This window comes from Streptomyces sp. NPDC058579 (genome assembly GCF_042718575.1).
Lineage (GTDB): Bacteria > Actinomycetota > Actinomycetes > Streptomycetales > Streptomycetaceae > Streptomyces.
The window spans coordinates 46,262-69,293 of record NZ_JBHXPI010000031.1 but is presented as its reverse complement, the minus strand read 5'-3'; the positions used below and the strand labels follow the sequence as shown (position 1 = coordinate 69,293).

19 protein-coding genes are annotated in these 23,032 nt (G+C 71.4%); 9 read left to right on the top strand and 10 right to left on the bottom strand.

Annotated elements, in window-relative coordinates; all coding sequences use genetic code 11:
• Positions 1-58 precede the first annotated feature (58 nt).
• The 5 genes from ACFWRO_RS27340 to ACFWRO_RS27320 form a co-directional block, all read right to left on the bottom strand.
• Entirely contained in the window at positions 59-1,291 is a 1,233-nt protein-coding gene (locus ACFWRO_RS27340; protein WP_384514208.1) for a branched-chain amino acid ABC transporter substrate-binding protein, read from the bottom strand.
• 447 nt (positions 1,292-1,738) lie between these two features.
• Positions 1,739-2,191 carry a hypothetical protein gene (locus ACFWRO_RS27335; RefSeq protein WP_384514206.1) on the bottom strand — a complete coding sequence of 151 codons (453 nt, stop codon included), beginning with the start codon at positions 2,189-2,191 and terminating at the stop codon, positions 1,739-1,741.
• 230 nt (positions 2,192-2,421) lie between these two features.
• Positions 2,422-2,928, bottom strand: coding sequence for a PaaI family thioesterase (locus ACFWRO_RS27330; RefSeq protein ID WP_384514204.1), 507 nt, complete (start codon positions 2,926-2,928; stop codon positions 2,422-2,424).
• A gap of 116 nt (positions 2,929-3,044) precedes the next feature.
• Positions 3,045-4,070: a hypothetical protein gene (locus tag ACFWRO_RS27325; RefSeq protein WP_384514202.1), complete on the bottom strand. Its 1,026-nt coding sequence runs from the start codon at positions 4,068-4,070 to the stop codon at positions 3,045-3,047.
• Positions 4,071-4,233: 163 nt separating this feature from the next.
• Positions 4,234-6,522: an FdhF/YdeP family oxidoreductase gene (locus ACFWRO_RS27320; protein WP_384514200.1), complete on the bottom strand. Its 2,289-nt coding sequence runs from the start codon at positions 6,520-6,522 to the stop codon at positions 4,234-4,236.
• Positions 6,523-6,646: 124 nt separating this feature from the next.
• Between ACFWRO_RS27320 and polA the strand changes: the two genes are divergently transcribed.
• On the top strand, positions 6,647-9,358 hold the full coding sequence (gene polA, locus ACFWRO_RS27315; protein ID WP_384514198.1) for a DNA polymerase I: 2,712 nt from the start codon (positions 6,647-6,649) through the stop codon (positions 9,356-9,358).
• A gap of 84 nt (positions 9,359-9,442) precedes the next feature.
• On the opposite strand, the gene ACFWRO_RS27310 is transcribed toward polA, so the two are convergent.
• Entirely contained in the window at positions 9,443-10,312 is an 870-nt protein-coding gene (locus ACFWRO_RS27310) for a DUF4184 family protein (RefSeq protein ID WP_384514196.1), read from the bottom strand.
• Between the two features lie 227 nt (positions 10,313-10,539).
• On the opposite strand from ACFWRO_RS27310, the gene ACFWRO_RS27305 reads away from it, so the two are divergent.
• The 3 genes from ACFWRO_RS27305 (at position 10,540) to ACFWRO_RS27295 (ending at position 13,563) form a co-directional block, all read left to right on the top strand.
• Positions 10,540-12,252, top strand: a complete 1,713-nt coding sequence (locus ACFWRO_RS27305; RefSeq protein WP_384514194.1) for a lytic murein transglycosylase — start codon at positions 10,540-10,542, stop codon at positions 12,250-12,252.
• Between the two features lie 190 nt (positions 12,253-12,442).
• The gene (locus ACFWRO_RS27300) at positions 12,443-12,583 is read left to right on the top strand and encodes an SPW_0924 family protein (protein ID WP_355111251.1); all 141 of its coding nucleotides are present in this window, start codon (positions 12,443-12,445) and stop codon (positions 12,581-12,583) included.
• 14 nt (positions 12,584-12,597) lie between these two features.
• Positions 12,598-13,563 (top strand): DUF3068 domain-containing protein, encoded by a 966-nt coding sequence (locus tag ACFWRO_RS27295; protein ID WP_384514192.1) that lies wholly within the window; start codon positions 12,598-12,600, stop codon positions 13,561-13,563.
• Here ACFWRO_RS27295 and ACFWRO_RS27290 read toward each other — a convergent pair.
• Both ACFWRO_RS27290 and ACFWRO_RS27285 read right to left on the bottom strand, forming a co-directional pair.
• Positions 13,547-16,240 carry an ATP-dependent RNA helicase gene (locus tag ACFWRO_RS27290; RefSeq protein ID WP_384514191.1) on the bottom strand — a complete coding sequence of 898 codons (2,694 nt, stop codon included), beginning with the start codon at positions 16,238-16,240 and terminating at the stop codon, positions 13,547-13,549. The two genes, ACFWRO_RS27295 and ACFWRO_RS27290, sit on opposite strands and share 17 nt — an antisense overlap.
• A gap of 142 nt (positions 16,241-16,382) precedes the next feature.
• Complete coding sequence (locus tag ACFWRO_RS27285; RefSeq protein WP_384514189.1) at positions 16,383-17,258, bottom strand: class I SAM-dependent methyltransferase; 876 nt, start codon at positions 17,256-17,258, stop codon at positions 16,383-16,385.
• A gap of 346 nt (positions 17,259-17,604) precedes the next feature.
• Between ACFWRO_RS27285 and rpsA the strand changes: the two genes are divergently transcribed.
• The 4 genes from rpsA to ACFWRO_RS27265 all read left to right on the top strand — a co-directional run bounded on the left by rpsA (position 17,605) and on the right by ACFWRO_RS27265 (position 21,408).
• The gene (gene rpsA / locus ACFWRO_RS27280) at positions 17,605-19,113 is read left to right on the top strand and encodes a 30S ribosomal protein S1 (protein ID WP_384514187.1); all 1,509 of its coding nucleotides are present in this window, start codon (positions 17,605-17,607) and stop codon (positions 19,111-19,113) included.
• Between the two features lie 221 nt (positions 19,114-19,334).
• The gene (locus ACFWRO_RS27275) at positions 19,335-20,273 is read left to right on the top strand and encodes a PAC2 family protein (protein ID WP_384514186.1); all 939 of its coding nucleotides are present in this window, start codon (positions 19,335-19,337) and stop codon (positions 20,271-20,273) included.
• 31 nt (positions 20,274-20,304) lie between these two features.
• Complete coding sequence (gene coaE, locus ACFWRO_RS27270; protein ID WP_384514185.1) at positions 20,305-20,913, top strand: dephospho-CoA kinase; 609 nt, start codon at positions 20,305-20,307, stop codon at positions 20,911-20,913.
• A gap of 126 nt (positions 20,914-21,039) precedes the next feature.
• Positions 21,040-21,408 carry a tetratricopeptide repeat protein gene (locus ACFWRO_RS27265; protein WP_384514183.1) on the top strand — a complete coding sequence of 123 codons (369 nt, stop codon included), beginning with the start codon at positions 21,040-21,042 and terminating at the stop codon, positions 21,406-21,408.
• Between the two features lie 88 nt (positions 21,409-21,496).
• Here ACFWRO_RS27265 and ACFWRO_RS27260 read toward each other — a convergent pair whose 3' ends face one another.
• Positions 21,497-21,769, bottom strand: coding sequence for a DUF6343 family protein (locus ACFWRO_RS27260; protein WP_384514181.1), 273 nt, complete (start codon positions 21,767-21,769; stop codon positions 21,497-21,499).
• Positions 21,770-21,927: 158 nt separating this feature from the next.
• On the opposite strand from ACFWRO_RS27260, the gene ACFWRO_RS27255 reads away from it, so the two are divergent.
• Positions 21,928-22,623: a class I SAM-dependent methyltransferase gene (locus tag ACFWRO_RS27255; protein WP_384514179.1), complete on the top strand. Its 696-nt coding sequence runs from the start codon at positions 21,928-21,930 to the stop codon at positions 22,621-22,623.
• Positions 22,624-22,681: 58 nt separating this feature from the next.
• On the opposite strand, the gene ACFWRO_RS27250 is transcribed toward ACFWRO_RS27255, so the two are convergent.
• Positions 22,682-23,014, bottom strand: coding sequence for a hypothetical protein (locus ACFWRO_RS27250; protein ID WP_384514178.1), 333 nt, complete (start codon positions 23,012-23,014; stop codon positions 22,682-22,684).
• Between the last annotated feature and the right edge of the window lie 18 nt (positions 23,015-23,032).

The following is a 23,032-nucleotide window of genomic DNA, read 5'->3' as shown; positions in this document are numbered from 1 at the left end:
CTGTTTGCGCCCTCGCGCGGCTTGGTTCAGGTGGTGCGTGTGCGGGGCGGTGCGGGGGTCAGTCCTTGAAGGTCTCGGACTTGACGTCGGCCCAGTCGGCGCCCTTGACCTGGTAGACGGTCAGCTGCTTGTTGGTGGTGTCGCCGTACTGGTCGAAGGCGACCTTGCCGGTCACACCCTCGAAGGAGACCTTGGACATGGCCTCGGTGACCTTGGCGCGGGCGTCGTCGGGGAGCTTGCCGTTGTTGGCGGCGACGACGGCCTTGACGGCCTGGATGATGGACCATGCGGCGTCGTAGGAGTAGCCGCCGTAGGCCGCGTACGGGTCCTTGTAGCCGGCCGCCGAGTAGTCGGCGATGAACTTCTTGGCCGAGGGGAGCTTCTCGACGGGGAAGCCGACCGAGGTGGCCAGGTCACCGTCGTTGGCCTCGCCCGAGGCCTTGATGAACTCGGGGTCGAAGATGCCGTCGCCGCCCATGGTGGGGATCTTGGCGCCGGTCTTCTTGACCTGGTCGGAGAGCAGGCCGCCCTCGGGGTACTGGCCGCCGAAGTAGACGGAGTCGGCGCCCGAGCCCTTGATCTTGTTGGCGGTGGAGGAGAAGTCCGTCTCCTTGACCGTCACGGAGTCCGTGCCGACGACGGTGCCGCCGAGGCGCTTGAACTCGTCGGAGAAGATCGCGGCGAGGCCGGCGCCGTAGGTCTGCTTGTCGTTGACGACGAAGACCTTCTTCTTGCCGGCGTCCTTGAACAGGTAGTTCGCGGCGAACTTGCCCTGGATGACGTCGGTGGTGGCGGTACGGAAGTAGGTCTTGAAGGGGCGCTTGAACTCGCCCTTGCCCCAGTTGTCACCCTGCGAGAGCGAGGGGTTGGTGTTGGCCGGGGAGACCTGGGTGAGGTTGGCCTTGTCGAAGTCGGCCTGCATCGACTGGGAGACGCCGGAGTTCAGCGGGCCGACGACGCCGAGGACGTCCTTGATGCCGACGAGCTTGGTGGCGTTGGCCTTGCCGGTGGCGGGGACGGCCTGGTCGTCGAGGGCCTCGATCTTGAAGGTTACGCCCGGGACCTCTTTGTTCTTGTTGGCGGTCTGGACCGCCAGGTCCACGGAGTTCTTGATGCCCTGACCCAGCGCCGAGAGCGAGCCCGTGAGCGGCGCGTCGACACCGATGACGACGGTCGTGCCGCCGGCAGTGTTGTCGGACCCGCCCTTGTCGTCGCGCGAACCGCAGGCGGTGAGGGTGAGTGCTCCCGTGGTGACCACGGTGGTGAGGATGAGCAAGGAACGGTTGCGCACGATGAATCCTTTCCCTGGCGCGGCCCCCTCGAGCTGAGGCGGTGCCGTGAAGCATGAAGCTGGAGGTGCCGTTTGTGAATGCCGGGCCGTACTGGGGATGACTGGGTGGTGCAGGGCCGTGCAGTGGACACGCCCGGCGGCGCGGTAACTGGCCGTGACTCTAAGCGCAGGTGGAGGAGGTGGGGAGCGGCGAGGTCAGGATGTGACTGTCTTGTTATCGCGAGGGGGAGAGGAGGTGGACGGCGGGTGGGCAAACTCGGGCAAATCGGTCAGCATGTGGGTGTTCACATAGTGAGAACGCCCAGTTCCGCTAAGGGGCTTGAGCGGATCATGCTCCTGTCGACCCGCCCGCGGAGGTCTCCGGATATCGGACAGTCACTCAAACGTCAGCGGACGGAACGCTGAGTGCAGCGCTCCGCTTGCCCCTCGCGTCGACGTCACGGAGTGTTACGGAGGCGGCTTCCAGTTCTCCGAACTCCCCGTCGCGCCGTTCGCCGCCGCGCACCGTCTTCGGGTCTCCTCGTCGGCGAACGAGGCCGCCGCCTCGCGCCCGGCGGCGCGCTCCTTCGCGCGGGCGAGCGCGAGGACCTCGTCGTGGATCACCAACTGCTCGTTGGAGAGCCCCTTCTGCTCCCAGTCGAGCCCCGCCCACTTGCTCCCGACCAGGGCTTCCTTGACCCAGTACGCGACGAGATCGACGCACAGGTCCACGGGGGATCTGGCGGTCGGCGACGTGGGCGACGGGGTGGGTGATGGGGTGGCGGAGGGGCGGGCGTCGGGGCCCGCGCGGGGGTCGCCGGCGGCGCAGCCGGGGAGCGTGGCGAGGGCGCACGCGGCGAGGGCGGTGCGGAGGGTGACGCGGAGGGCGGTCGTGACCGTCGTGCGCGCCGGAAGCCCCATGACGGCGACGCTAGTGGATGGCCCTTGCTCGACACAACGGGCCTTGATGCCGGGCGAGTTGGAGTTGTCCGGACCTGCTTGGACTTTGCTCGGGGGCATTGCTCGGACATGGAACGGCATGGAACGGCATGGAGCGGCATGGAGTGGCATGGGAACGGCCCGGGACGGTCATGACCGTCCCGGGCCGCGCCGGAAGCCCTTCGCGGGCTGGGGGTTCAGGTACGGGCTGCTCAGGCCCCGGCGCCGCTGCCGCCCGTGTTCGGGACGTTGCCGGCGTCCTTGGCGGTGACCTCGCGGAGCAGGCAGGTCAGCCGGGCCGTGCAGACCCGCTTGTCCTGCTCGTCGGTGATCACGATCTCGTACGTCGCCGTGGACCGGCCGCGGTGCACCGGGGTCGCGACACCCGTCACGAGGCCGCTGCGGACGCCGCGGTGGTGGGTGCAGTTCAGGTCGACGCCCACCGCGATCTTGGAGATGCCGCCGTGCAGCATGGAGCCGACCGACCCGAGGGTCTCGGCGAGGACGGCGGAGGCGCCGCCGTGCAGCAGGCCGTACGGCTGGGTGTTGCCCTCCACCGGCATCGTGCCGACGACCTTGTCCGCCGACGCCTCGAGGATCTGTACACCCATGCGGTTGCCGAGGTGGCCCGCCGAGAAGAGGGCGGGCAGGTCGACGCCGAGCGCGGCGTACTCGTCGAGGACTTCCTGCGGGAACTTCACGTGCTGCTGCTCGCCCATCGGCCCGGCTCCGTTCGTCTTCGTACTGCGTACGTCGTCAGTGCGTGCCTGAGCAAACGCTTAGGCGCGTGGCGATTGTTCCAGACGGACCCGGGCGGTGGGGCGGTCACCCCCGGTCAGCTCGTCGGTCGGCTCTTCGGTCGGCTCGGGAGGAAGAGCCGGCAGAGCGGGTCGTTCGCGTGCTGCGGTTCGTGGCAGGGGACGAGCCGGTAGGGACGGACCTGGAGAAGGAAGTACTGGTCGGGCGCCACGGGCGGCGCCTCCGCGCGGAACGGCTTGCCGTCGTCGTTCCTGATCCGGAGCTCGCCGCGGGTGCCCGCCGCATCCCGGTAGTCGGCCGCGATCTCCCAGTCGCAGCTCTCACGCTCGGTGACGGTCGCCGCCACCCGCAGGCCGCCGGGCGTGCTGCCGCCGCCGAGATCGATCTTCCGGTGGTCGAAGTAAGGCTGCCCCTGGTCGTCGCCTTCGTCGGTGATGAGCGGAACCGGGTTCGGCGTCCGGAGATCGAAGAGGACCCCCGGGTACGGCGCCTCACCCTGGGCCGGGTGTCGCAGGACGAAGCGGGCGGTCGAGGGGGCGCAGGTGACGTCGACCGCGCGCATGTCGGTGATCGACAGCTGGGAGGTCCGGTCGCTGAAGAGGTTGAGTTTGACGACGGTGGTCGGGCCGAGCATGAGGGTCTCGCCCGTCAGGTGGGGGCTCGCGCCGATGACCCGCCCGCCGAGGGGCCCGAGGATCCGCCACGCGTTCCGTCCGTAGTCGCGCGCCGCGATGTCCAGGGCCGCCAGCTCGCGCTGTTCCGCCGGGGTGATCGTCCGGTCGAGGACGATAGTCCAGTCGTCGCTGTCGAGCGCGGAGTTGTCGGGGTCCGTCGCGGTCGTGAACGGCGCCTCCTCCTTGTCCAGTTGCTTCTGGGCATCGTCCTCGGCGCGCAGCCGGGACTCCGTGGAGAGGGTGTCGTAGACGTACGTGACGACCTGACCGAGGCCGGCCGTGGCCAGGATCCCCAGGGCGATCACCACGAGCCCGCGCACGAGGACCTTCGTCCGCCGGGAGGGCGGCACCTCGGCGCCTGGAGCGATCCGCTCCATCGCGAGATCGCTCAGGGACGGCCCCTGGGGTTCGGGCGGAACCGGCGCCACCGGTGGGCGATCAGGCGGTGGCGGCTCCGGGGAGGGCGGAGAGGGTGGAGTGGACAACACGAGCCCCCGTTGCGTCCGTGAATGGGAGTGGAGGATACAGAGCGCCCCGGAACCCCCGGCAGAGCGGAACCGGTCACTCTGCCGAGCCGTTGCCTCCGCGAGGTCAGTCCCCCGCCCCCGCCGCCGGCACCAGCCGGACGATCACGGACTTGCTGGCGGGGGTGTTGCTGATGTCCGCCGTGGAGTCCAGCGGCACCAGGACGTTCGTCTCCGGGTAGTACGCGGCCGCGCAGCCGCGGGCCGTCGGGTAGTGCACGACCCGGAAGCCGGGCGCGCGCCGTTCGACGCCGTCCTTCCACTCGCTCACGAGGTCGGTGTACGCCCCGTCCGCGAGGCCGAGGGCCGCCGCGTCCTCGGGGTGGACGAGGACGACCCGGCGGCCGCCCTTGATACCGCGGTAGCGGTCGTCGAGGCCGTAGATCGTGGTGTTGTACTGGTCGTGCGAGCGAAGGGTCTGCAGGACCAGCCGGCCTTCCGGAACCGTCGGGTACTCGACGGGGGCGGCGGTGAAGTTGGCCTTGCCTGTCGCGGTCGGGAAGCGGCGTTCGTCGCGCGGTGCGTGCGGGAGAGCGAAGCCGCCGGGGGAGGCGGCCAGGCGGGCGTTGAAGTCGTCGAAGCCGGGCACCACGCGCGCGATGCGGTCGCGGATCGTGGCGTAGTCCTTCTCGAACTCCTCCCAGGGCGTGGCCGATCCGGCGCCGAGGACGGCCCGGGCCATGCGGGCCACGATCGCCGGTTCGGAGAGCAGGTGCGGGCTCGCGGGCGGCAGGTTGCCGCGCGAGGCGTGCACCTGGCCCATCGAGTCCTCGACGGTCACGAACTGCTTGCCGCTGCTCTGGACGTCCTTGTCGGTGCGGCCGAGCGTGGGGAGGATCAACGCGCGCGTGCCGGTGACCGCGTGCGAGCGGTTCAGCTTGGTCGAGACGTGGACGGTGAGCCGGGCGCGGCGCATCGCCGCCTCGGTGACGTCCGTGTCGGGGGTGGCTCCGACGAAGTTGCCGCCCATGGCGAAGAAGACCCTCGCCTCGCCGTCGCGGAGCGCCTGGATCGAGCGGACCACGTCGAAGCCGTGGTGGCGCGGCGAGACGATCCCGAACTCCTTGTCCAGGGCGTCCAGGAAGGCGGGCGCGGGCCGCTCGAAAATGCCCATGGTGCGGTCGCCCTGCACGTTCGAGTGGCCGCGCACGGGGCAGACGCCGGCGCCGGGGCGGCCGATGTTGCCGCGCAGCAGGAGGAAGTTGACGACCTCGCGGATCGTGGGCACGGAGTGCTTGTGCTGGGTGAGGCCCATCGCCCAGCAGACGATGGTCCGCTCGGATGCGAGGACCATCTCCAGGGCCCGCTCGATCTCGGTGCGGTCGAGGCCGGTCGCGGCGAGCGTCTCGTCCCAGTCGGCGGCGCGCGCGGCGGCCGTGAACTCCTCGTACCCGTGGGTGTGTTCCCGTACGAACTCCTCGTCGACCGCGCCCGGGGTCTCCAGGACCAGCTTGTTGAGCAGGCGGAAGAGGGCCTGGTCGCCGCCGATGCGGATCTGGAGGAAGAGGTCGGTGAGCGAGGCGCCCTTGAGGAGGCCCAGCGGGGTCTGCGGGTTCTTGAACTTCTCCAGGCCCGCCTCGGGCAGCGGATTGACGGAGATGATCTTCGCGCCGGCCGCCTTGGCCTTCTCCAGGGCGGAGAGCATCCGGGGGTGGTTCGTGCCCGGGTTCTGTCCGGCGACGACGATCAGGTCGGCCTGGTGCAGGTCTTCGAGGGAGACGCTGCCCTTGCCGATCCCGATGGTCTCCTTGAGCGCCGAACCGGAGGACTCGTGGCACATGTTGGAGCAGTCCGGCAGGTTGTTCGTGCCGAACTCGCGGGCGAAGAGCTGGAGGAGGAACGCGGCCTCGTTGCTGGTCCGGCCCGAGGTGTAGAAGAGGGCCTCGTCGGGGGAGGAGAGGGCGGTCAGCTCCTCGGCGATGATCGCGAACGCCCGCTCCCAGGTCACCGCCTCGTACCGCTCGGCGCCCTCGGCCAAATAGACGGGCTGGGCGATGCGGCCCTGCTGGCCCAGCCAGTACCCGCTGCGGTTCGCGAGGTCCGCCACCGGGTGCGCGGCGAAGAAGTCCGGGGTCACGCGGCGCAGCGTCGCCTCCTCGGCGACCGCCTTCGCGCCGTTCTCGCAGAACTCCGCCACGTGCCGCTTGTCGCCTTCGGGCCAGGCGCAGCCGGGGCAGTCGAAGCCGTCCTTCTGGTTGACCTTGAGCAGGGTCCGCGCGGTGCGCCGCACGCCCATCTGTGCCTGGGAGATCCTCAGGGTGTGCGCGACGGCGGCGAGGCCGGCGGCGGTGTGCCGCGGCGGCTCGACCTGCGGGGCGTCCTGGACCGGGTCGCCTGCGGGGGGCTTGCTGACCATCGCGCTCTCCCTTGAGCGGTCATCGTGTGGCGTACGTCTTCGATCCTGTCACGGGCCACCGACAGCGTGTGCCCGAGGGCTGCTGTGGGCGGGATTGTCAGTGGTCCGTGGCAGGATCGTGTCCGTGGCTGATACAGCATCGAAGAAGACCGAAGAAACCCGTCCGCGCCTGCTCCTCATGGACGGGCACTCCTTGGCGTACCGGGCGTTCTTCGCGCTGCCCGCGGAGAACTTCACGACCGCGACCGGACAGCCGACGAACGCCATCTACGGCTTCGCGTCGATGCTGGCGAACACGCTCCGCGACGAGGCGCCCACGCACTTCGCCGTCGCGTTCGACGTGTCCCGCAAGACCTGGCGGTCGCAGGAGTTCCCGGAGTACAAGGCGAACCGCTCCAAGACCCCGGACGAGTTCAAGGGGCAGGTGGAGCTGATCGGCGAGCTGCTCGACGCGATGCGCGCGCCGCGGTTCGCGATCGACGGCTTCGAGGCCGACGACGTCATCGCCACGCTCGCGACGCAGGCCGAGGCGGCCGGCTTCGAGGTCCTGATCGTCACCGGCGACCGGGACTCCTTCCAGCTGATCACGGACCACGTGACCGTGCTGTACCCGACGAAGGGCGTCTCCGAGCTGACCCGGTTCACCCCGGAGAAGGTCGAGGAGAAGTACGGCCTCACGCCGCAGCAGTACCCGGACTTCGCCGCGCTGCGCGGCGACCCGTCGGACAATCTGCCGGGCATCCCGGGTGTCGGTGAGAAGACCGCGGCGAAGTGGATCAACCAGTTCGGTTCGTTCGCGGAGCTGGTCGAACGCGCCGAGGAGATCAAGGGCAAGGCCGGGCAGAACTTCCGGGACCACCTGGATGCGGTCAAGCTCAACCGCGTCCTGACGGAGATGGTGCGGGACGTCGAGCTGCCCAGCACGGTCCAGGACCTGGAGCGCGTTCCGTACGACCGCACGGCCGTCGCGATGGTCCTCGACACGCTGGAGATCCGTAACCCTTCGCTGCGCGAGCGGCTGCTCGCCGTCGACCCGGGCGCCGCCGAGGAGCAGGCCCCGGCGCCCGCCGCCGGTGTGGAGCTGGACGGCTCGGTCCTCGGCGCGGGTGAGCTCGCCCCCTGGCTGGCCGAGCACGGCACGAAGCCGCTGGGCGTGGCCACGGTCGACAGCTGGGCGCTGGGCACGGGGAACGTCGGCGAGATCGCGCTGGCGGCCGGCGACGGCGCCGCCGCCTGGTTCGACACGACCGAGCTCGACGAGGCCGACGAGCAGGCCTTCGCCGCCTGGATCGCGGACCCGGAGCGGCCCAAGGTGCTGCACAACGCCAAGGGCGTGATGCGGGTCTTCCCCGAGCACGGCTGGAGCGTCGCCGGTGTCGCCATGGACACCGCGCTCGCCGCCTACCTCGTCAAGCCGGGCCGCCGCTCCTTCGCGCTCGACGCGCTCTCCCTGGAGTACCTCGGCCGTGAGCTCGCCCCGGCGTCCGCCGCCGACGGCCAGCTCGCGTTCGGCGCCGACGACTCGGCGGAGGCCGACGCCCTGATGACGCAGGCCCGGGCCGTCCTCGACCTCGGTGGCGCCTTCGAGGAGAAGCTCGGCGAGGTCGGTGCCCGCGAGCTGCTGCACGAGGTGGAGCTGCCGACGTCCGAGCTTCTGGCCCGCCTGGAGCGGCACGGCATCGCCGCCGACCGGGCCCATCTGGAGGCCATGGAGCAGCAGTTCGCCGGCGCGGTGCAGCAGGCCGTGAAGGAGGCGCACGCCTCGGTCGGGCACGAGTTCAACCTCGGCTCGCCCAAGCAGCTCCAGGAGGTGTTCTTCGGCGAGCTGAACCTGCCGAAGACGAAGAAGACCAAGACCGGCTACACCACGGACGCCGACGCGCTGGCCTGGCTGGCCGGGCAGACCGAGCACGACCTGCCGGTGATCATGCTCCGTCACCGTGAGCAGGCGCGGCTGCGGTCCACGGTCGAGGGCCTGATCAAGACGATCGCCGCCGACGGCCGCATCCACACCACCTTCAGCCAGACCGTGGCCGCCACCGGCCGGCTCTCCTCCACCGACCCGAACCTGCAGAACGTGCCGGTGCGCACCGACGAGGGCCGGGCGATCCGGCACGGCTTCGTCGTGGGCGAGGGCTTCGAGTCCCTGATGACGGCGGACTACAGCCAGATCGAGCTTCGGGTCATGGCCCACCTCTCCGAGGACGAGGGCCTCATCGAGGCGTTCGCCTCGGGTGAGGACCTGCACACCACGGTCGCCTCGCAGGTCTTCGGCGTCGAGCGGTCCGCCGTCGACGCGGAGATGCGGCGCAAGATCAAGGCCATGTCGTACGGCCTGGCGTACGGCCTGTCGGCCTTCGGCCTCTCCCAGCAGCTGAACATCGAGGCGGGCGAGGCCCGGGCCCTGATGGACACCTACTTCGAGCGCTTCGGCGGGGTACGGGACTATCTGCGCCGCGTCGTCGACGAGGCGCGCGCCACGGGGTACACGGAGACGATGCTGGGCCGCCGCCGGTACCTCCCGGATCTGAACAGCGACAACCGTCAGCGCCGTGAGGCCGCCGAGCGGATGGCGCTGAACGCTCCGATCCAGGGCACGGCGGCGGACATCGTGAAGGTCGCGATGCTGAAGGTGGACCGTGCACTGACCGAGGCGGGTCTCGCCTCCCGCATGCTGCTCCAGGTCCACGACGAAATCGTCCTCGAAGTGGCCCCGGGCGAGCGGAAGAAGGTCGAGTCCCTGGTCCGCGAGCAGATGTCCGCGGCCGCCTCGCTGCGGGCCCCGCTCGACGTCTCGGTCGGCGTGGGCGAGGACTGGGAGTCGGCGGCCCACTGACGGACCGGATCGCTCACGGCCCCCGGCGCGCCGCCGGGGCCGTGAGCGGGCGCGCCGGCGCTTGCGCCGAGCGGACCAGCGCGATCAGCGAGATCCCGGACGGGAGCGCTCCGGCTCACGACCCGCTGCCTCATGGGGCGCCGCCGGACGCGGGCGCGCTCCGCGCAGCCGCATCCCCGCCCCGTACAGCAGCAGGCCGACGGCGAGCCCCGCGCCGCCGCCGAAGCAGGCCGTCGGAATGATGTCCAGGGGCGTCTCGATCCGCCCCCAGTACGTGTACCAGCGCAGGCACCGGTGCACGATCCCGGCCAGGACGCACGCGCCGACGAGCCCGCCGGCCAGCCAGCGGCCCCGGCGGGTCAGGACCGGCACCTCGGCGGGCGGCGTCGCCCCGCCGGGCGCGGCCCGCAGCGCCCGTACCGTGAACCACACCAGCAGCACGAGCGCCAGGGCCGACCCTCCGTACTGGAAGTACAGATAGACCGGGAAACCGGCGATGATCTCGCCGAGGAACGGGAGCGCGCGGGTGCCCCAGCGGTCGAGATGCGTGAAGGAGTCCCACACCACGTGCGTCGAGGCGCCGAGCGCCGCCGACAGACAGAACCAGGTAGCCAGCGGCAGGACCGGCCGGCCGCGCCAGGAGCCGCCCCGGACGAAGCCGTACACCCGGCTCTGCCGTCGGGCCGGCAGCAGGGCCACCAGCGGCTCACGCACCATCAGCCACACGGCCACCAGCGCGGCGCTGATCAGCAGATCGACCGTCAGGATCCCCACGGGGGAGTGCGTGACGCTCCCGAAGAGCATCGCGCCCGGCACCGCGGTCGCCGCGAAATAGGTCATGTCGGGCGAGAACGACCCTGCCACGAGCGCGGAGGCGATCAGCGGTCCGCGTCCGGTGCCGTCGCGGCGGATGCCCGGCAGCACCGCGGCGGCATGGCTGAGCGTGAACGGCATCGGAACTTCCCCCTCGTGTCCGCGCCGGCCCCGGACGTCCTTCACGTCGGCGGTCGGCGGTCACGCCAGTATGCGGGAGCGATCTCCGCCCGGATCGTGGGCGACCAAGAGGTGACGAAAGCGTGAAACACGGTCAGGGCGCGGTGTCCCGGCGCCGGTCGGTGTCATAGGGTCTCCTGAGGCCATGCGCGGGGAGCGCGGGTGCAGTCGAGGGGGAGGGAATACGTATGGCAGCGCAATTCGGCCGCCGTCTTCGCAGGGGAGCCACGAGCGGTGCCGTCGTAGCGGCGGCGGTGGCGGCGCTGGCCGCCTCGCAGGCGCCCGGCGTGGTGCCGCCGCCCTCGGACAGCGCGGCCGGGGACCGGCCGGTCGGCGCCGGTGACGCGACGCCGACCCCGCCCGACGGTTCGGCCACCGGCGACTCGCCGTACTACACCGACCTGCCTCCGCTGAACACGCCGAACAAGCCCGGCACTTCCATAGACCTGCCGATCATCACCGGCCCCGCGGAGGCCGGCATACCCGCGTCCGTGCTCGCCGCCTACAAGCGGGCCGAGCAGTCGATCCGGTCCAGCGACCCCACGTGCAACCTTCCGTGGCAGCTGCTCGCCGGCATAGGCAAGGTCGAGTCCGGACAGGCGCGCGGCGGTCGGGTCGACGCCAACGGCACGACCCTCTCGCCGATCCTCGGCCCGAAGCTCAACGGTGTCGGCTTCGCCAACATCTCGGACACCGACAACGGCGCCTTCGACGGCGACACGACGCACGACCGTGCCGTCGGCCCGATGCAGTTCATCCCCTCCACCTGGGCGACCTGGGGTCAGGACGCCAACGGCGACGGCCGCAAGGACCCCAACAACATCTACGACGCCGCCCAGGCCGCCGGTATGTACCTGTGCGCCAACAACCGCGACCTCGCGGTCAAGGCGGACCTGGACCGGGCGATCCTCAGCTACAACCGCTCGACCGAGTACCTGCGCACGGTGCTCTCCTGGTTCGAGTACTACAAGCGCGGCACCCACCAGGTCCCGGACGGCACGGGCGTGCTGCCCGTCGACCGCAGCGACACCCCGAGCACCGGCCCCTCGTCGAAGCCCACGCCGACTGCGCCCGTCACCCCGTCGCCCGGCCCGACCACGCCGAAGCCGAACCCGACGAAGCCCGGCACCACTCCGCCGGTCACACCGCCCGTCACCCCGCCGACCACCCCGAAGGTCGCCACGCTCAAGGACGCCGGCACCGGCACCCTGACGGCCACCGTCGGCAGCGTCTTCGCCGAGCGACCGACGGTCGAGGCGCTGGACGCCGCGGGCAAGCCCGTCGCCGGAGTGGGCGTGCGCTTCGAGATCGTCGGCTCCACCGACGCCAACCTCGGTGGCGTGGCGAAGAGCGTCACTGTCCTCACCGGCCTCAACGGCCGGGCCGTCGCGCCGAACGTCCGGGCAGGCGAGCAGACGGGCACCTTCACGGTCCGGGCCACGGCCGTTGGCCGCAACACCGCGTCCGTCTCGTTCTCCGCGACCGTCACCGAGCGGCAGGCCGACGCGCTGGTCCGCGCCGACGCCACGGAGCTGACCGCCACCACGGGCGGCCGGTTCGCCGACCGCATCCTGGTGAAGGCCACCCTCGACGGCGCCGTCGCCTCCTCGGTGGGCCTGACCGCCACCATGATCAACTCGGCGGAGGACCCGCAGCAGAACAGCAAGGGCCCGTACTTCAAGGACGCCGACGGCAACCCCGTCCGCACCCTCACAGGCCTGAAGACGGACGCCTTCGGACTCGTCACCCTCCCCGACGTCTTCGCCGACGACCAGGCCGGCACCTTCCTGCTCCGGCTCACGGCGCCCGGTGGCGGCTCCGTGACCATCGAGCTCAAGGTCACCGCCCCGACCCCGGAGCCCGACCCGACGCCGACCCCGTCCTCCTCGCCTACGTCCTGAGGTACCGCCCGGCAGGCGCCCCCGAACAGGCGCCACGCCGCACGGTCAGTCGGTCCGCCGCCCTCCCGTCCACCCCGGACGAGGAGGCGGCGCTCTGCGTTTGAGTGCAACGTGTTCTCATCTCGGGCCCGCGTTGCTACGGTGCCCCCGCCCTGACGCCGCATCAGATCGAGCACCCGGGAGGCCGACCATGCGCGCCCTCGTAGCCGCCGCCATCGGGCTGGTCCCAGTCCTCCTCGTCATCCTCCTCGTCTCCGTGGTCGACCTGCCGCCCGACGGGCCAACCTCGCCCAAGCCCCTCCTCACCGCCGACCCCGGCCCCAAGAAGTAGGAGGAGCTCCGTCCATGCGCCGCCGAGCCAGCCTCGTCCTGCTCGCCTTCGCGGTCTTCTTCGCCGCGATGGCCCCCACCCTCCGCTGGTACGTCTTCCCACGCGTGGCGAAGATCCCGCCGAACCAGTACCAGGAGATCGTCCTGGAGGCGAAGCCCGCGACCCTCGTCGACTACTCGACCCTCACGGCCAAGAAGGTCGAGAAACTCACCATCATCCAGACCCTCAAGGGCAACGTGGAGGAGTCGAAGCGGATCGAACGCTCCGCCGGCCGCGACGTCGTCGTCTGGGACGCCCTCACCTACATCACCGGCCCCGACGGCAAGATGGTCTCCCAGATCCCCGAGCGGTACGTCTTCGACGCCCACACCCAGGACCCGGTCAACGCCACCGGCGCGACGGTCGACGGCGACGCCGTCCGGCGCGAGGGCATCGAGTTCAAGTGGCCCTTCCTCACCGAGAAGCGGGACTACCAGTACTTCGACGCCCGCTCCCGCACCACCTCCCCCATCCACTACAAGGGCACCCGCACCTTCCGCGGCATGGAGGTCTACTACTTCGAGCAGACCATCCCCTGGACCAAGGTCCCCATGCCGAAGACGATGCCGGTCAAGGGCATAACCCCCGAGATGATCAGCCAGTCGGGCATGTCCATCTGGTACACGACCAAGCGGATGTTCTGGGTCGACCCCGTCACCGGCGCCCCGGTCAACGGCGAGGAGATCCACGAGGAGGAGCTCCGCAACGACAAGACCGACTGGAAGGTCACCGCGTTCTCCGGCCACGTGAAGATGCGCGAGGACTACATCCGCGACACCGTCGAGCTGGTCGACTCCAACCGGACCGTCATCCTGCTCGTCACCTCCTATCTGCCCTGGACCTTCCTCACCCTCTCCCTCCTTCTGCTCGCGCTCTCCCTCTGGCTGGAGGCGCGCGGCCGGCGCCCCGCCCCGGACGGCCCCGCTACCGCTCCCTCCTGAGCCGCGCGCTGGTGTGCCGCGTCGGCGCCGCCCCGGCCGGGTCCTCCGGCCACGGATGCTTCGGATAGCGCCCGCGCAGCTCCGCCCGCACCGCCCGGTAACCGTCGCGCCAGAACGAGGCGAGGTCGGCGGTGACGGCGGCCGGCCGCCCGGCGGGGGACAGGAGATGCACCACGACCGGCGTCCCGGCCGCCACCCTCGGTGTCTCGGCAAGCCCGAACATCTCCTGCAACTTCACCGCGAGGACCGGCTGTTCGCCGCTGTAGTCCACCCGTATCCGCGACCCGCTGGGCACCTCGATCCGCTCGGGCGCCAGCTCGTCGAGCCGCCCCGCCTCGCCCGTCGCCCAGGGCAGCAGCCGCGTGAGCCCCTGCCCGGCGTCGATCCGACCGAGGTCGGCACGCCGCCGGGCCCGGGACAGCTCGGGCTCCAGCCACTCGTCCGCGCGGTCCAGCAGTGCCTCCTCCGAGACCTCCGGCCACGGATCACCGAGCACGCGGTGGAGGAAGCCGAGCCGCTGTCTCAGCTCCTGCGCCTCGCGGCTCCACCGCAACAGCCCGAGCCCCTCCCGCCCCAGCCCGTCCAGGAGCGCCGCCCGGACGAGCGCGGGGTCGGCCGTGTCCCTGAGCGGACGGGCGGCCAGCTCGACGGCGCCCAGCCGGGACACCGACCGGGCGACGACGTCCCCGTCCTCCCAGTGCACCTCCTCGCCCGAGGCGAGCAGATGCCCGGCGGCCGCCCGGGCGACGTCCTCGTCCACCACGGCCGCCAGTCGCACGCGGGCCGTGGCGCTCCGCGCGGTCCGGTCCGCCACGGCGACGGCCAGCCAGGGCGCCCGCCCGAGCCCCGAGCCCTCGGCGAGCTCGGCACCCGTCCCCGACACCATCAGGAACCCGCTCCCCTCCCGCGCCCGCGCCACCCGCTCCGGAAACGCGTACGCCGTCACAAGCCCGGCCACCACGTCCTCCCCGCCCCCGGCCAGGACACCGCCCCCGGCCAGGCGTCCGGCACCCCGGCCTTCGGCACCCCGCTCTGCGGCACCCCGGCCCCCGGCACCCTGGTCTGCGGCACCCCGGCCTTCGCCACCTCGCTCTACGGCGCCCCGGCCCCCGGCACCCCGCTCTTCGGCCCCCCGGCCTCCGGCGCCCTCCTCGCCCGCCGCCCGTTCGAGGCGCCGTGCCTCCGCCTTCCAGCGCGCCCCGTACCCGTCGGCGCCCCGCCGCGCGGCGCGCCAGGCGGCGGCCAGGTCGTCCCCGTACTCCCGGGGCGGCTCCTCGCTCAGCAGGGCGACCACCTCGGCCGCCCGTCGCGCGCCGACCTCGGGCGCGCCGTCCAGGAGAGCCCGGGCCAGCCGGGGGTGCACCCCGAGCCGGGACATCCGTACGCCCCTCCCCGTCGCCCGGCCCTTCTCGTCGACCGCGCCGATCGCCGTCAGGACGGAACGGGCCGCCGTCAGCGCCCCGGCCGGCGGTGCGTCCAAGAGGGCGAGGCCCTCCGCCGAAGGGTCGCCCCAGCACGCCGCCCGCAGGGCGAACGAGGCCAGGTCGGCGATCTGGATCTCGGGGGAGGGGAAGCGGGCCCGGCGCCCGTCGTCCGCCTCCGCCCAGCAGCGGTAGACGGCACCGAAGGACTCCCGCCCGGAGCGGCCCGAGCGCTGGGTCGCGCTCGCGATCGACACCGGCACCGTCGCCAGCGAGCCGAGGCCCCGGGCGTGGTCCATCCGCGGCTCCCTGGCCAGGCCCGAGTCCACGACGATCCGCACCCCCGGGACCGTCAGGCTCGACTCCGCCACGGAGGTCGCGAGGATCACCCTGCGCCGCCCGCCGGGCTCCGCCCCCTTCAGGACCGCGTCCTGCACCGCGGCCGGGGCCCGCCCGTGCAACTGGAGGACCTCCGCGTCCAGGCCGGCCAGCATCCCCGCCGTCCGCGCGATCTCCCCCGTACCGGGCAGGAAGCAGAGGACGTCGCCCGCGTGCCGCTCGCAGGCCAGCCGGACCGTCGCCGCGACATGGCGCAGGAGGGCTGGATCCACCCAGGTGCCGTGGGAGGGCCTGATCCCGGCGGGCGGCGCGGCGAAGTGCACGTGGTACCCGTGCCCCTCGCCCTTCCCCCACACGATGGGCGCCGGGCCGCTGCCGTCAAGGACCGTGAGGAGTCGCGCCCAGGCCTCGGCGTCGCTCGTCGCCGACGCGGCGATCAGCTTCAGCTCCGGCCGCAGCGTCGCCCGGACGTCCACCAGGAACGCCATCGCCGTGTCCGCGTCGAGATGACGCTCGTGGCACTCGTCGAGCAGCACCACGTCCACGCCCGCCAGCTCCGGATCACGCTGGAGGCGCTGGAGGAGGATGCCCGTCGTCACCACCTCGACGCGGGTCGCGGGACCGGTCCGGCGCTCGCCGCGCACCGAGAAGCCGACGGCCTCGCCGACCTCCTGGCCCAGCAGCCACGCCATCCGCCGGGCGGCCGCCCGCACCGCCATCCGGCGCGGCTCGGCCACCAGCACCCGCCGCCGGGGTCCGTCCCCTATGAGTCCCGCGAGCGCGAGCGGCACCAGCGTGGTCTTGCCGGTGCCGGGAGGCGCGTACAGCACCGCCGTGCCGCGCTCCTCGAGCGCGGTCAGCAGCTCGGGGACGGCATGGCGGACGGGGAGACGGTCGAGTGCGTCGTTTCGGATCACGCACTCAGTCTCGTACGTCACCGCCGACGGCGGGCCCGGCTGTCCACAGGCCCTGTCCGTTCATGTGACTATCCGGATCACCGCGGCCGTCCGTACTGGGCGGCCGTCCGTCCCGGGCTGGCGCTCGGGCCATCGGTCCGGGCTATCCGTCCCGCTCGCACACGAAGATCGCCGTGCCCGGGATCAGGTTCCCCCGCAGCGGGGACCAGCCGCCCCACTCCTGGCTGTTCCACGCCGGCCACTCCGGCTCGACGAGGTCGATCAGCCGGAAGCCGCCGGCCACCACGTCCCGTACCCGGTCGCCGATCGTCCGGTGGTGCTCGACGTAGACCGCCCGGCCCTGCTCGTCCTGCTCTACATAAGGAGTGCGGTCGAAGTAGGAGGCGGCGATCGACAGGCCCTCGGGGCCCGGCTCGTCGGGGAAGGCCCAGCGGATCGGGTGCGTCACCGAGAACACCCACCGGCCGCCCGGCCGCAGCACCCGGCGCACCTCGCGGAACACCTTCACCGGGTCCGAGACGAACGGCACCGCGCCGTACGCCGAACACGCCAGGTCGAAGGAGCCGTCGCGGAACGGCAGCGCGCCCGCGTCCGCCTCGATCAGCGGCACGTCCCCGCCGATACGCAGCGCGTGCTGGAGCTGGCGGTGCGAGAGGTCCAGGGCCACCGGCCGCGCGCCCCGGGCGGCCAGCCAGCGCGAACACTGCGCCGCCCCCGCGCCGATCTCCAGGACGTCGAGCCCCTTCAGCTCCTCGGCCGGTCCGAGCAGTCCCGCCTCGGCCTCGTCGAGCCCCTCCGGTCCCCAGACGAACCGGTCGTCCCCGAGGAAGGCCCCGTGCTCGCTCTGGTACTCGTCGGCGTTCCGGTCCCACCAGCCCCGGCTCGCCCGGCTGCTCTCGGAGTCCCCGGCGGCACGGCGGGTCGCCTCCGCTTCGTCGGCCCCATCCGCCCCGTCGGCCCCTTCGGCCTTGGCGGCCTTGTTCACGGGGTCGACTTCGTGTCCGTGCTCTTGGTTCATCTCGCCCGTCGTTGTAGTTTGCGCACAGCGTCGCCGTGCGGACCCCGAGGCCATGATGGCCTGGGGAGAATCGAGTTGTGCCGGGTATGTGGTGATCCGCCCCGCCTGCGCGCTTCGCGCATTGACCCTTCCCGGCTGCCCCCGTATGCTAAAGGTTGCGCTGCGGGCCTGCGCGCCTCAGACGGAGCAGGCCGCGCTCGCACGGTTGTATGTCCCCTCGGCTCACGAGGCGCCCCCCTTCATAGGGAACGGCGCTTCCTAGGCTGTCCGGCTTCTTCGGTGCGATACGGGCTCTCGGCGTAGCAGTACCTACGACTTTCTGTCCGTAACCGGAGCCCTTTCCCACATGACGAGCAGCACCGAGACCACCGCCACCAGCACCACCCCGCAGGTTGCGGTCAACGACATCGGTAACGAGGAAGCCTTCCTCGCCGCGATCGACGAGACGATCAAGTACTTCAACGACGGCGACATCGTCGACGGCGTCATCGTGAAGGTCGACCGGGACGAGGTCCTGCTCGACATCGGTTACAAGACCGAAGGTGTCATCCCGAGCCGCGAGCTCTCGATCAAGCACGACGTCGACCCGAACGAGGTCGTCAAGGTCGGCGACGAGATCGAAGCCCTTGTTCTCCAGAAGGAGGACAAGGAAGGCCGCCTGATCCTCTCGAAGAAGCGCGCCCAGTACGAGCGCGCCTGGGGCACCATCGAGAAGATCAAGGAAGAGGACGGCATCGTCACCGGTACCGTCATCGAGGTCGTCAAGGGTGGACTCATCCTCGACATCGGCCTCCGTGGCTTCCTGCCGGCTTCCCTCGTCGAGATGCGCCGTGTCCGCGACCTCCAGCCCTACGTGGGCAAGGAGCTCGAGGCCAAGATCATCGAGCTGGACAAGAACCGCAACAACGTGGTCCTGTCCCGCCGTGCCTGGCTGGAGCAGACCCAGAGCGAGGTCCGTCAGACCTTCCTCACGACCCTGCAGAAGGGCCAGGTCCGCTCCGGCGTCGTCTCCTCGATCGTCAACTTCGGTGCGTTCGTGGACCTCGGTGGCGTCGACGGTCTCGTGCACGTCTCCGAGCTGTCCTGGAAGCACATCGACCACCCGTCCGAGGTTGTCGAGGTCGGCCAGGAAGTCACCGTCGAGGTTCTCGACGTGGACATGGACCGCGAGCGTGTCTCCCTGTCGCTGAAGGCGACGCAGGAAGACCCGTGGCAGCAGTTCGCCCGCACGCACCAGATCGGTCAGGTCGTCCCGGGCAAGGTCACCAAGCTGGTTCCGTTCGGTGCGTTCGTCCGCGTGGACGAGGGCATCGAGGGTCTGGTCCACATCTCCGAGCTGGCCGAGCGCCACGTGGAGATCCCGGAGCAGGTCGTCCAGGTCAACGACGAGATCTTCGTCAAGGTCATCGACATCGACCTCGAGCGTCGCCGGATCTCGCTGTCCCTGAAGCAGGCCAACGAGTCCTTCGGTGCCGACCCGGCGTCGGTCGAGTTCGACCCGACCCTGTACGGCATGGCCGCGTCCTACGACGACCAGGGCAACTACATCTACCCCGAGGGCTTCGACCCCGAGACCAACGACTGGCTCGAGGGCTTCGAGACCCAGCGTGAGGCTTGGGAGGGCCAGTACGCCGAGGCGCAGCAGCGCTTCGAGCAGCACCAGGCTCAGGTCATCAAGTCCCGCGAGGCCGACGAGGCCGCCGCTGCCGAGGGTGGCACCGCCGCTCCGGCCGGTGCCCCGGCGGGCGTCTCCGGTGGTTCGTACTCCTCGGAGTCGGACGACAACTCCGGCGCCCTGGCGTCGGACGAGGCCCTGGCTGCCCTGCGCGAGAAGCTGGCCGGCGGCCAGAGCTGAATCAGCTCCGGTCCTGCTAGGCACTAGCTAGCCAACGACTGAGGCCCGCTCCCCTTCGGGGGAGCGGGCCTCAGTCGTTTCCCGGTACGCCCCCGTGATCACGCCGGGGGGCGCGTGCGCGTGCTCGCGCGCTGACACTCCGCTCACGAAAGCCGGGACTCGGGGAATGCTCGTGGGCCGGTGAGCGTTCTTTCCTAGGAACGCGAGGAGGAGCGGTAATCGTGCTTGATCCCCAGGATTTGTACGAATGGGACCAGAAGGGCCTGGCCGTGGTGGACGTGGCCCTGGCGCAGGAGTCGGCCGGGTTGGTCATGCTCTACCACTTCGACGGCTACATCGACGCAGGTGAGGCCGGCGAGCAGATCGTCGACCGACTGCTCGACACGCTGCCCCACCAGGTGGTGGCCCGCTTCGACCACGACCGGCTCGTCGACTACCGAGCCCGTCGACCGCTGCTCACCTTCCGGCGCGACCGCTGGACGGCGTACGAAACGCCCGCCATCGAGGTCCGCCTCGTCCAGGACGCCACCGGCGCGCCCTTCCTGCTGCTCTCCGGCCCCGAGCCGGACGTGGAGTGGGAGCGCTTCGCCGTCGCCGTCCGCCAGATCGTCGAACGCCTCGGCGTACGGCTCTCGGTCAACTTCCACGGCATCCCGATGGGCGTCCCGCACACCCGCCCCGTCGGCCTCACCCCGCACGGCAACCGCACGGACCTCATGCCGGGCCACAAGAGCCCCTTCGACGAGGCCCAGGTGCCCGGCAGCGCCGAATCGCTCGTCGAGTTCAGGCTCACCGAGTCCGGCCACGACACCCTCGGCGTCGCCGCGCACGTCCCGCACTACGTCGCCCGGTCCTCGTACCCCGACGCCGCGCTGACCGCGCTGGAAGCCATCACGGCCGCCACCGGTCTCGTCCTGCCCGGGGTCGCCCACACGCTGCGCACCGAGGCGCGGCGCACCCAGACCGAGATCGAGCGCCAGATCGGCGAGGGCGACGACGAGCTGACGGCCCTGGTCCAGGGCCTCGAGCACCAGTACGACGCGGTCGCCGGCGCCGAGACCAGGGGCAGCCTGGTCGCGGAGCCCGTCGATCTGCCGTCGGCGGACGAACTGGGCCGCGAGTTCGAGCGCTTCCTCGCCGAGCGGGAGGGCGACGCGTAGCGGCCGGACCGGGGGTCATAGGCTGCCGCTCATGCTGAAGGTGGGCCTGACCGGCGGTATCGGCGCCGGCAAGAGTGCTGTGTCGCGGCTCCTCGTCTCGTACGGGGCCGTGCTGATCGACGCCGACAAGATCGCGCGCGAGGTCGTCGAGCCCGGGACCCCCGGGCTCGCTGCCGTCGTGGCGGCGTTCGGGCCGGAGATCCTGACCGAGCAGGGCACGCTGGACCGGCCGAAGCTCGGCTCCATCGTCTTCGCGGACGCCGACCGCCTGGCCACCCTGAACGGGATCGTCCATCCTCTCGTCGGCGCCCGCTCCGCCGAACTGGAGAGTGCGGCGGGACCGGACGACGTCGTCGTCCACGACGTCCCCCTCCTCACCGAGAACGCCCTCGCGCCCCTCTACGACCTGGTCGTGGTCGTGGACGCCTCCGCCGAGACCCAGCTCGACCGGCTGGTGCGGCTGCGGGGCATGGCCGAGTCCGAGGCGCGCGCCCGGATGGCGGCCCAGGCCACGCGCGAGCAGCGCCGGGCGATCGCCGACCTCCTCATCGACAACGACGGGCCGCTGGAAGCGCTGGAACCCCAGGTGCGCGCGGTCTGGGAGCAGTTGACCCGGCGGGCGGCCGAAGGGAAGCGGTAACCCGGCCCAAAGCGGGGGCGTCCGCGCCGATCGGCCGTGCCTCCGGCTGGGTAGGGAACGCGCAGGCGCGGAATAGCCCCGCAGCACCCGATGTTGAACCGCCGGAGCAAAGGGAAGGATGCCACCGTGGCCGAGAGGAACCCCGAGACCCACGTCATCGACTTCCGCGCAGCCGAGCACCTGCTGGCCGCGCGGGACCCCCGCGGTGCCGTGAAACTGCTCGACTCGGTGATCGCCGCCCACCCCGAGAACACCGCGGCGCGGCTGCTGCGCGCCCGCGCCTTCTTCGCCGCCGCGCAACTGCGTCCCGCGGAGCTGGAGTTCGAGCTGGTCCTGGAGCGCGAGCCGGACAACGCGTTCGCGCACTTCGCCCTGGCCCGCACCTTCCAGCGCTCGGGCCGGCCCGACCAGGCCACCCGGCACTTCCGGCTCGCGGCCGCGCTCGACCCCAAGCCCGAGTACCTCCAGGCGGCCCGCTTCGACGTGGAAGGCTGACGGCTCGGCTCTCCGAGGAGGCTCGGCACTCCGAAGCGGCTCGGCTCGGCGTCGAGGTCCCGGCGGCGAGGGGATCGTCGGCCGACTCTCAGCGGCGGCCCGTGCCGCCGTGGTCCGGCTCGTACGGTGGGATGTCGCGTCCGGGCTGCCAGTGCGGCCCCTGACGCAGGTGGTGCAGCACCATCGACATGTCGACAGCCGCCACCAGGAACAGCACGCCGCAGGCCACCGCCCACCCCGGCCTGCCGACCAGGGCGAACACGGTCGTACCGAAGGCCGCCCAGAGCAGACCCCACAGACTCAGCCAGAACCGCAACCGCAGCGCACTGCGTGCGGTCGCCGGCTCACTGCCCGTACGCATGGCGGTCGCATCTCCTACAGAGGGTCTACCCCCGGCCGGAGGGTCTACCCCCGGCGCGCGCGGGCGAACATCACTCGAACGAGGGGTGTGCGGCCCTTCGGAGCGCCGGAGGGAACGGCCCTCCGGGCGCCTTCGTTCTCCCGTGCATGAGCGTACGGATGCGTGAGGGACACCAAGGGACAGGGCCCGGAGCCATCACCCCGGACGGCTGCGCCGTCGACGTGTATCTGCGTCTGGGGGTCGGGATCGAGCCCGATGTGATCGAGTCGGCCGTGCCACCGGGCGCTTCGCTGCTCGAACTGGGCTGTGGAGCGGGGCGGGTGACGCGACCCCTGGTCGAGCGTGGCTTCGCCGTGACGGCGGTGGACGAGTCGGAGGAGATGCTCGACGCGGTACGGGAGCGCGTACCGGGCGCCGAGACGGTGCGCAGCCCGATCGAATCGCTCGACCTGGCACGGCGGTTCGACGTGGTGACGCTCGCCTCGTACCTCGTGCACACGGCCGAGCACAGCGAGCGCCAGGCGCTCCTTGAGACCTGCAGAGATCATGTGCGGGACGACGGCTGCGTCCTGATCCAGCGTGAGGGCGAGTATTGGCACCGGGACGTGCCGCGCGAACGCCGGGACCCGAGCGGCTGCACGGTACGGATCCTCTCGGCGGACCCGGTCGGCGACGGCGTCAACTCGGTCGTCGCCGAGTACGTCTTCCCGGACCTGCGCTGGACCCAGACCTTCCGTTCGCGCCCCCTGAGCAAGGAGGACTTCGAACGGTATCTGGGCGAGGCCGGGCTCGCCGTGGACGCCTATCTGACGGACGACGGCACCTGGGTCAGGGCCCGCCCCACGCCCCGCTGAGAAGGGGCAGGAGAAGGGGCGGGAGAAGGACCGGGCCGGGCTCCATGTCGGGGCGTCGCTAGTGGACGAAGCTGTAGCTGCGCCAGGGGAGGGTGTCCGGCGCGATCCTGTTGCTCGTGTTGGTGGCCACGTAGATGTAGTCGCCCTGGCAGTTCCGGTTCCGGTACGCCTTGAGGTCGATGAGCGTGCCGTTCTCGATCGCCGTCACGCCGGACGGCGCAAGGCGGTGGCAGCCCTTCACCGACGGGCTCGTCACGGAGATCACGACCTCGCGCTCGGTCTCGTAGGTCACGGGGCCCACCGCGGTGCGGCCGAGGCCGGAACAGCCCGCGACGGCGAGCGTCAGGAGCGCGGCCCCGGCGGCGGTGCCGAGACGCCGGTGTACGGACATGGCGGGTCCTCGTCTGTC

Bases quoted from the DNA above. Each gene is read 5' to 3' on its own strand.
- ACFWRO_RS27335 (WP_384514206.1), bottom strand. From the start codon at position 2,191: ATGGGGCTTCCGGCGCGCACGACGGTCACGACCGCCCTCCGCGTCACC.
- ACFWRO_RS27330 (WP_384514204.1), bottom strand. From the start codon at position 2,928: ATGGGCGAGCAGCAGCACGTGAAGTTCCCGCAGGAAGTCCTCGACGAG.
- ACFWRO_RS27320 (WP_384514200.1), bottom strand. From the start codon at position 6,522: ATGGTCAGCAAGCCCCCCGCAGGCGACCCGGTCCAGGACGCCCCGCAG.
- ACFWRO_RS27310 (WP_384514196.1), bottom strand. From the start codon at position 10,312: ATGCCGTTCACGCTCAGCCATGCCGCCGCGGTGCTGCCGGGCATCCGC.
- ACFWRO_RS27305 (WP_384514194.1), top strand. From the start codon at position 10,540: ATGGCAGCGCAATTCGGCCGCCGTCTTCGCAGGGGAGCCACGAGCGGT.
- ACFWRO_RS27300 (WP_355111251.1), top strand. From the start codon at position 12,443: ATGCGCGCCCTCGTAGCCGCCGCCATCGGGCTGGTCCCAGTCCTCCTC.
- ACFWRO_RS27295 (WP_384514192.1), top strand. From the start codon at position 12,598: ATGCGCCGCCGAGCCAGCCTCGTCCTGCTCGCCTTCGCGGTCTTCTTC.
- ACFWRO_RS27285 (WP_384514189.1), bottom strand. From the start codon at position 17,258: ATGAACCAAGAGCACGGACACGAAGTCGACCCCGTGAACAAGGCCGCC.
- rpsA (WP_384514187.1), top strand. From the start codon at position 17,605: ATGACGAGCAGCACCGAGACCACCGCCACCAGCACCACCCCGCAGGTT.
- coaE (WP_384514185.1), top strand. From the start codon at position 20,305: ATGCTGAAGGTGGGCCTGACCGGCGGTATCGGCGCCGGCAAGAGTGCT.
- ACFWRO_RS27260 (WP_384514181.1), bottom strand. From the start codon at position 21,769: ATGCGTACGGGCAGTGAGCCGGCGACCGCACGCAGTGCGCTGCGGTTG.
- ACFWRO_RS27255 (WP_384514179.1), top strand. From the start codon at position 21,928: ATGCGTGAGGGACACCAAGGGACAGGGCCCGGAGCCATCACCCCGGAC.
- ACFWRO_RS27250 (WP_384514178.1), bottom strand. From the start codon at position 23,014: ATGTCCGTACACCGGCGTCTCGGCACCGCCGCCGGGGCCGCGCTCCTG.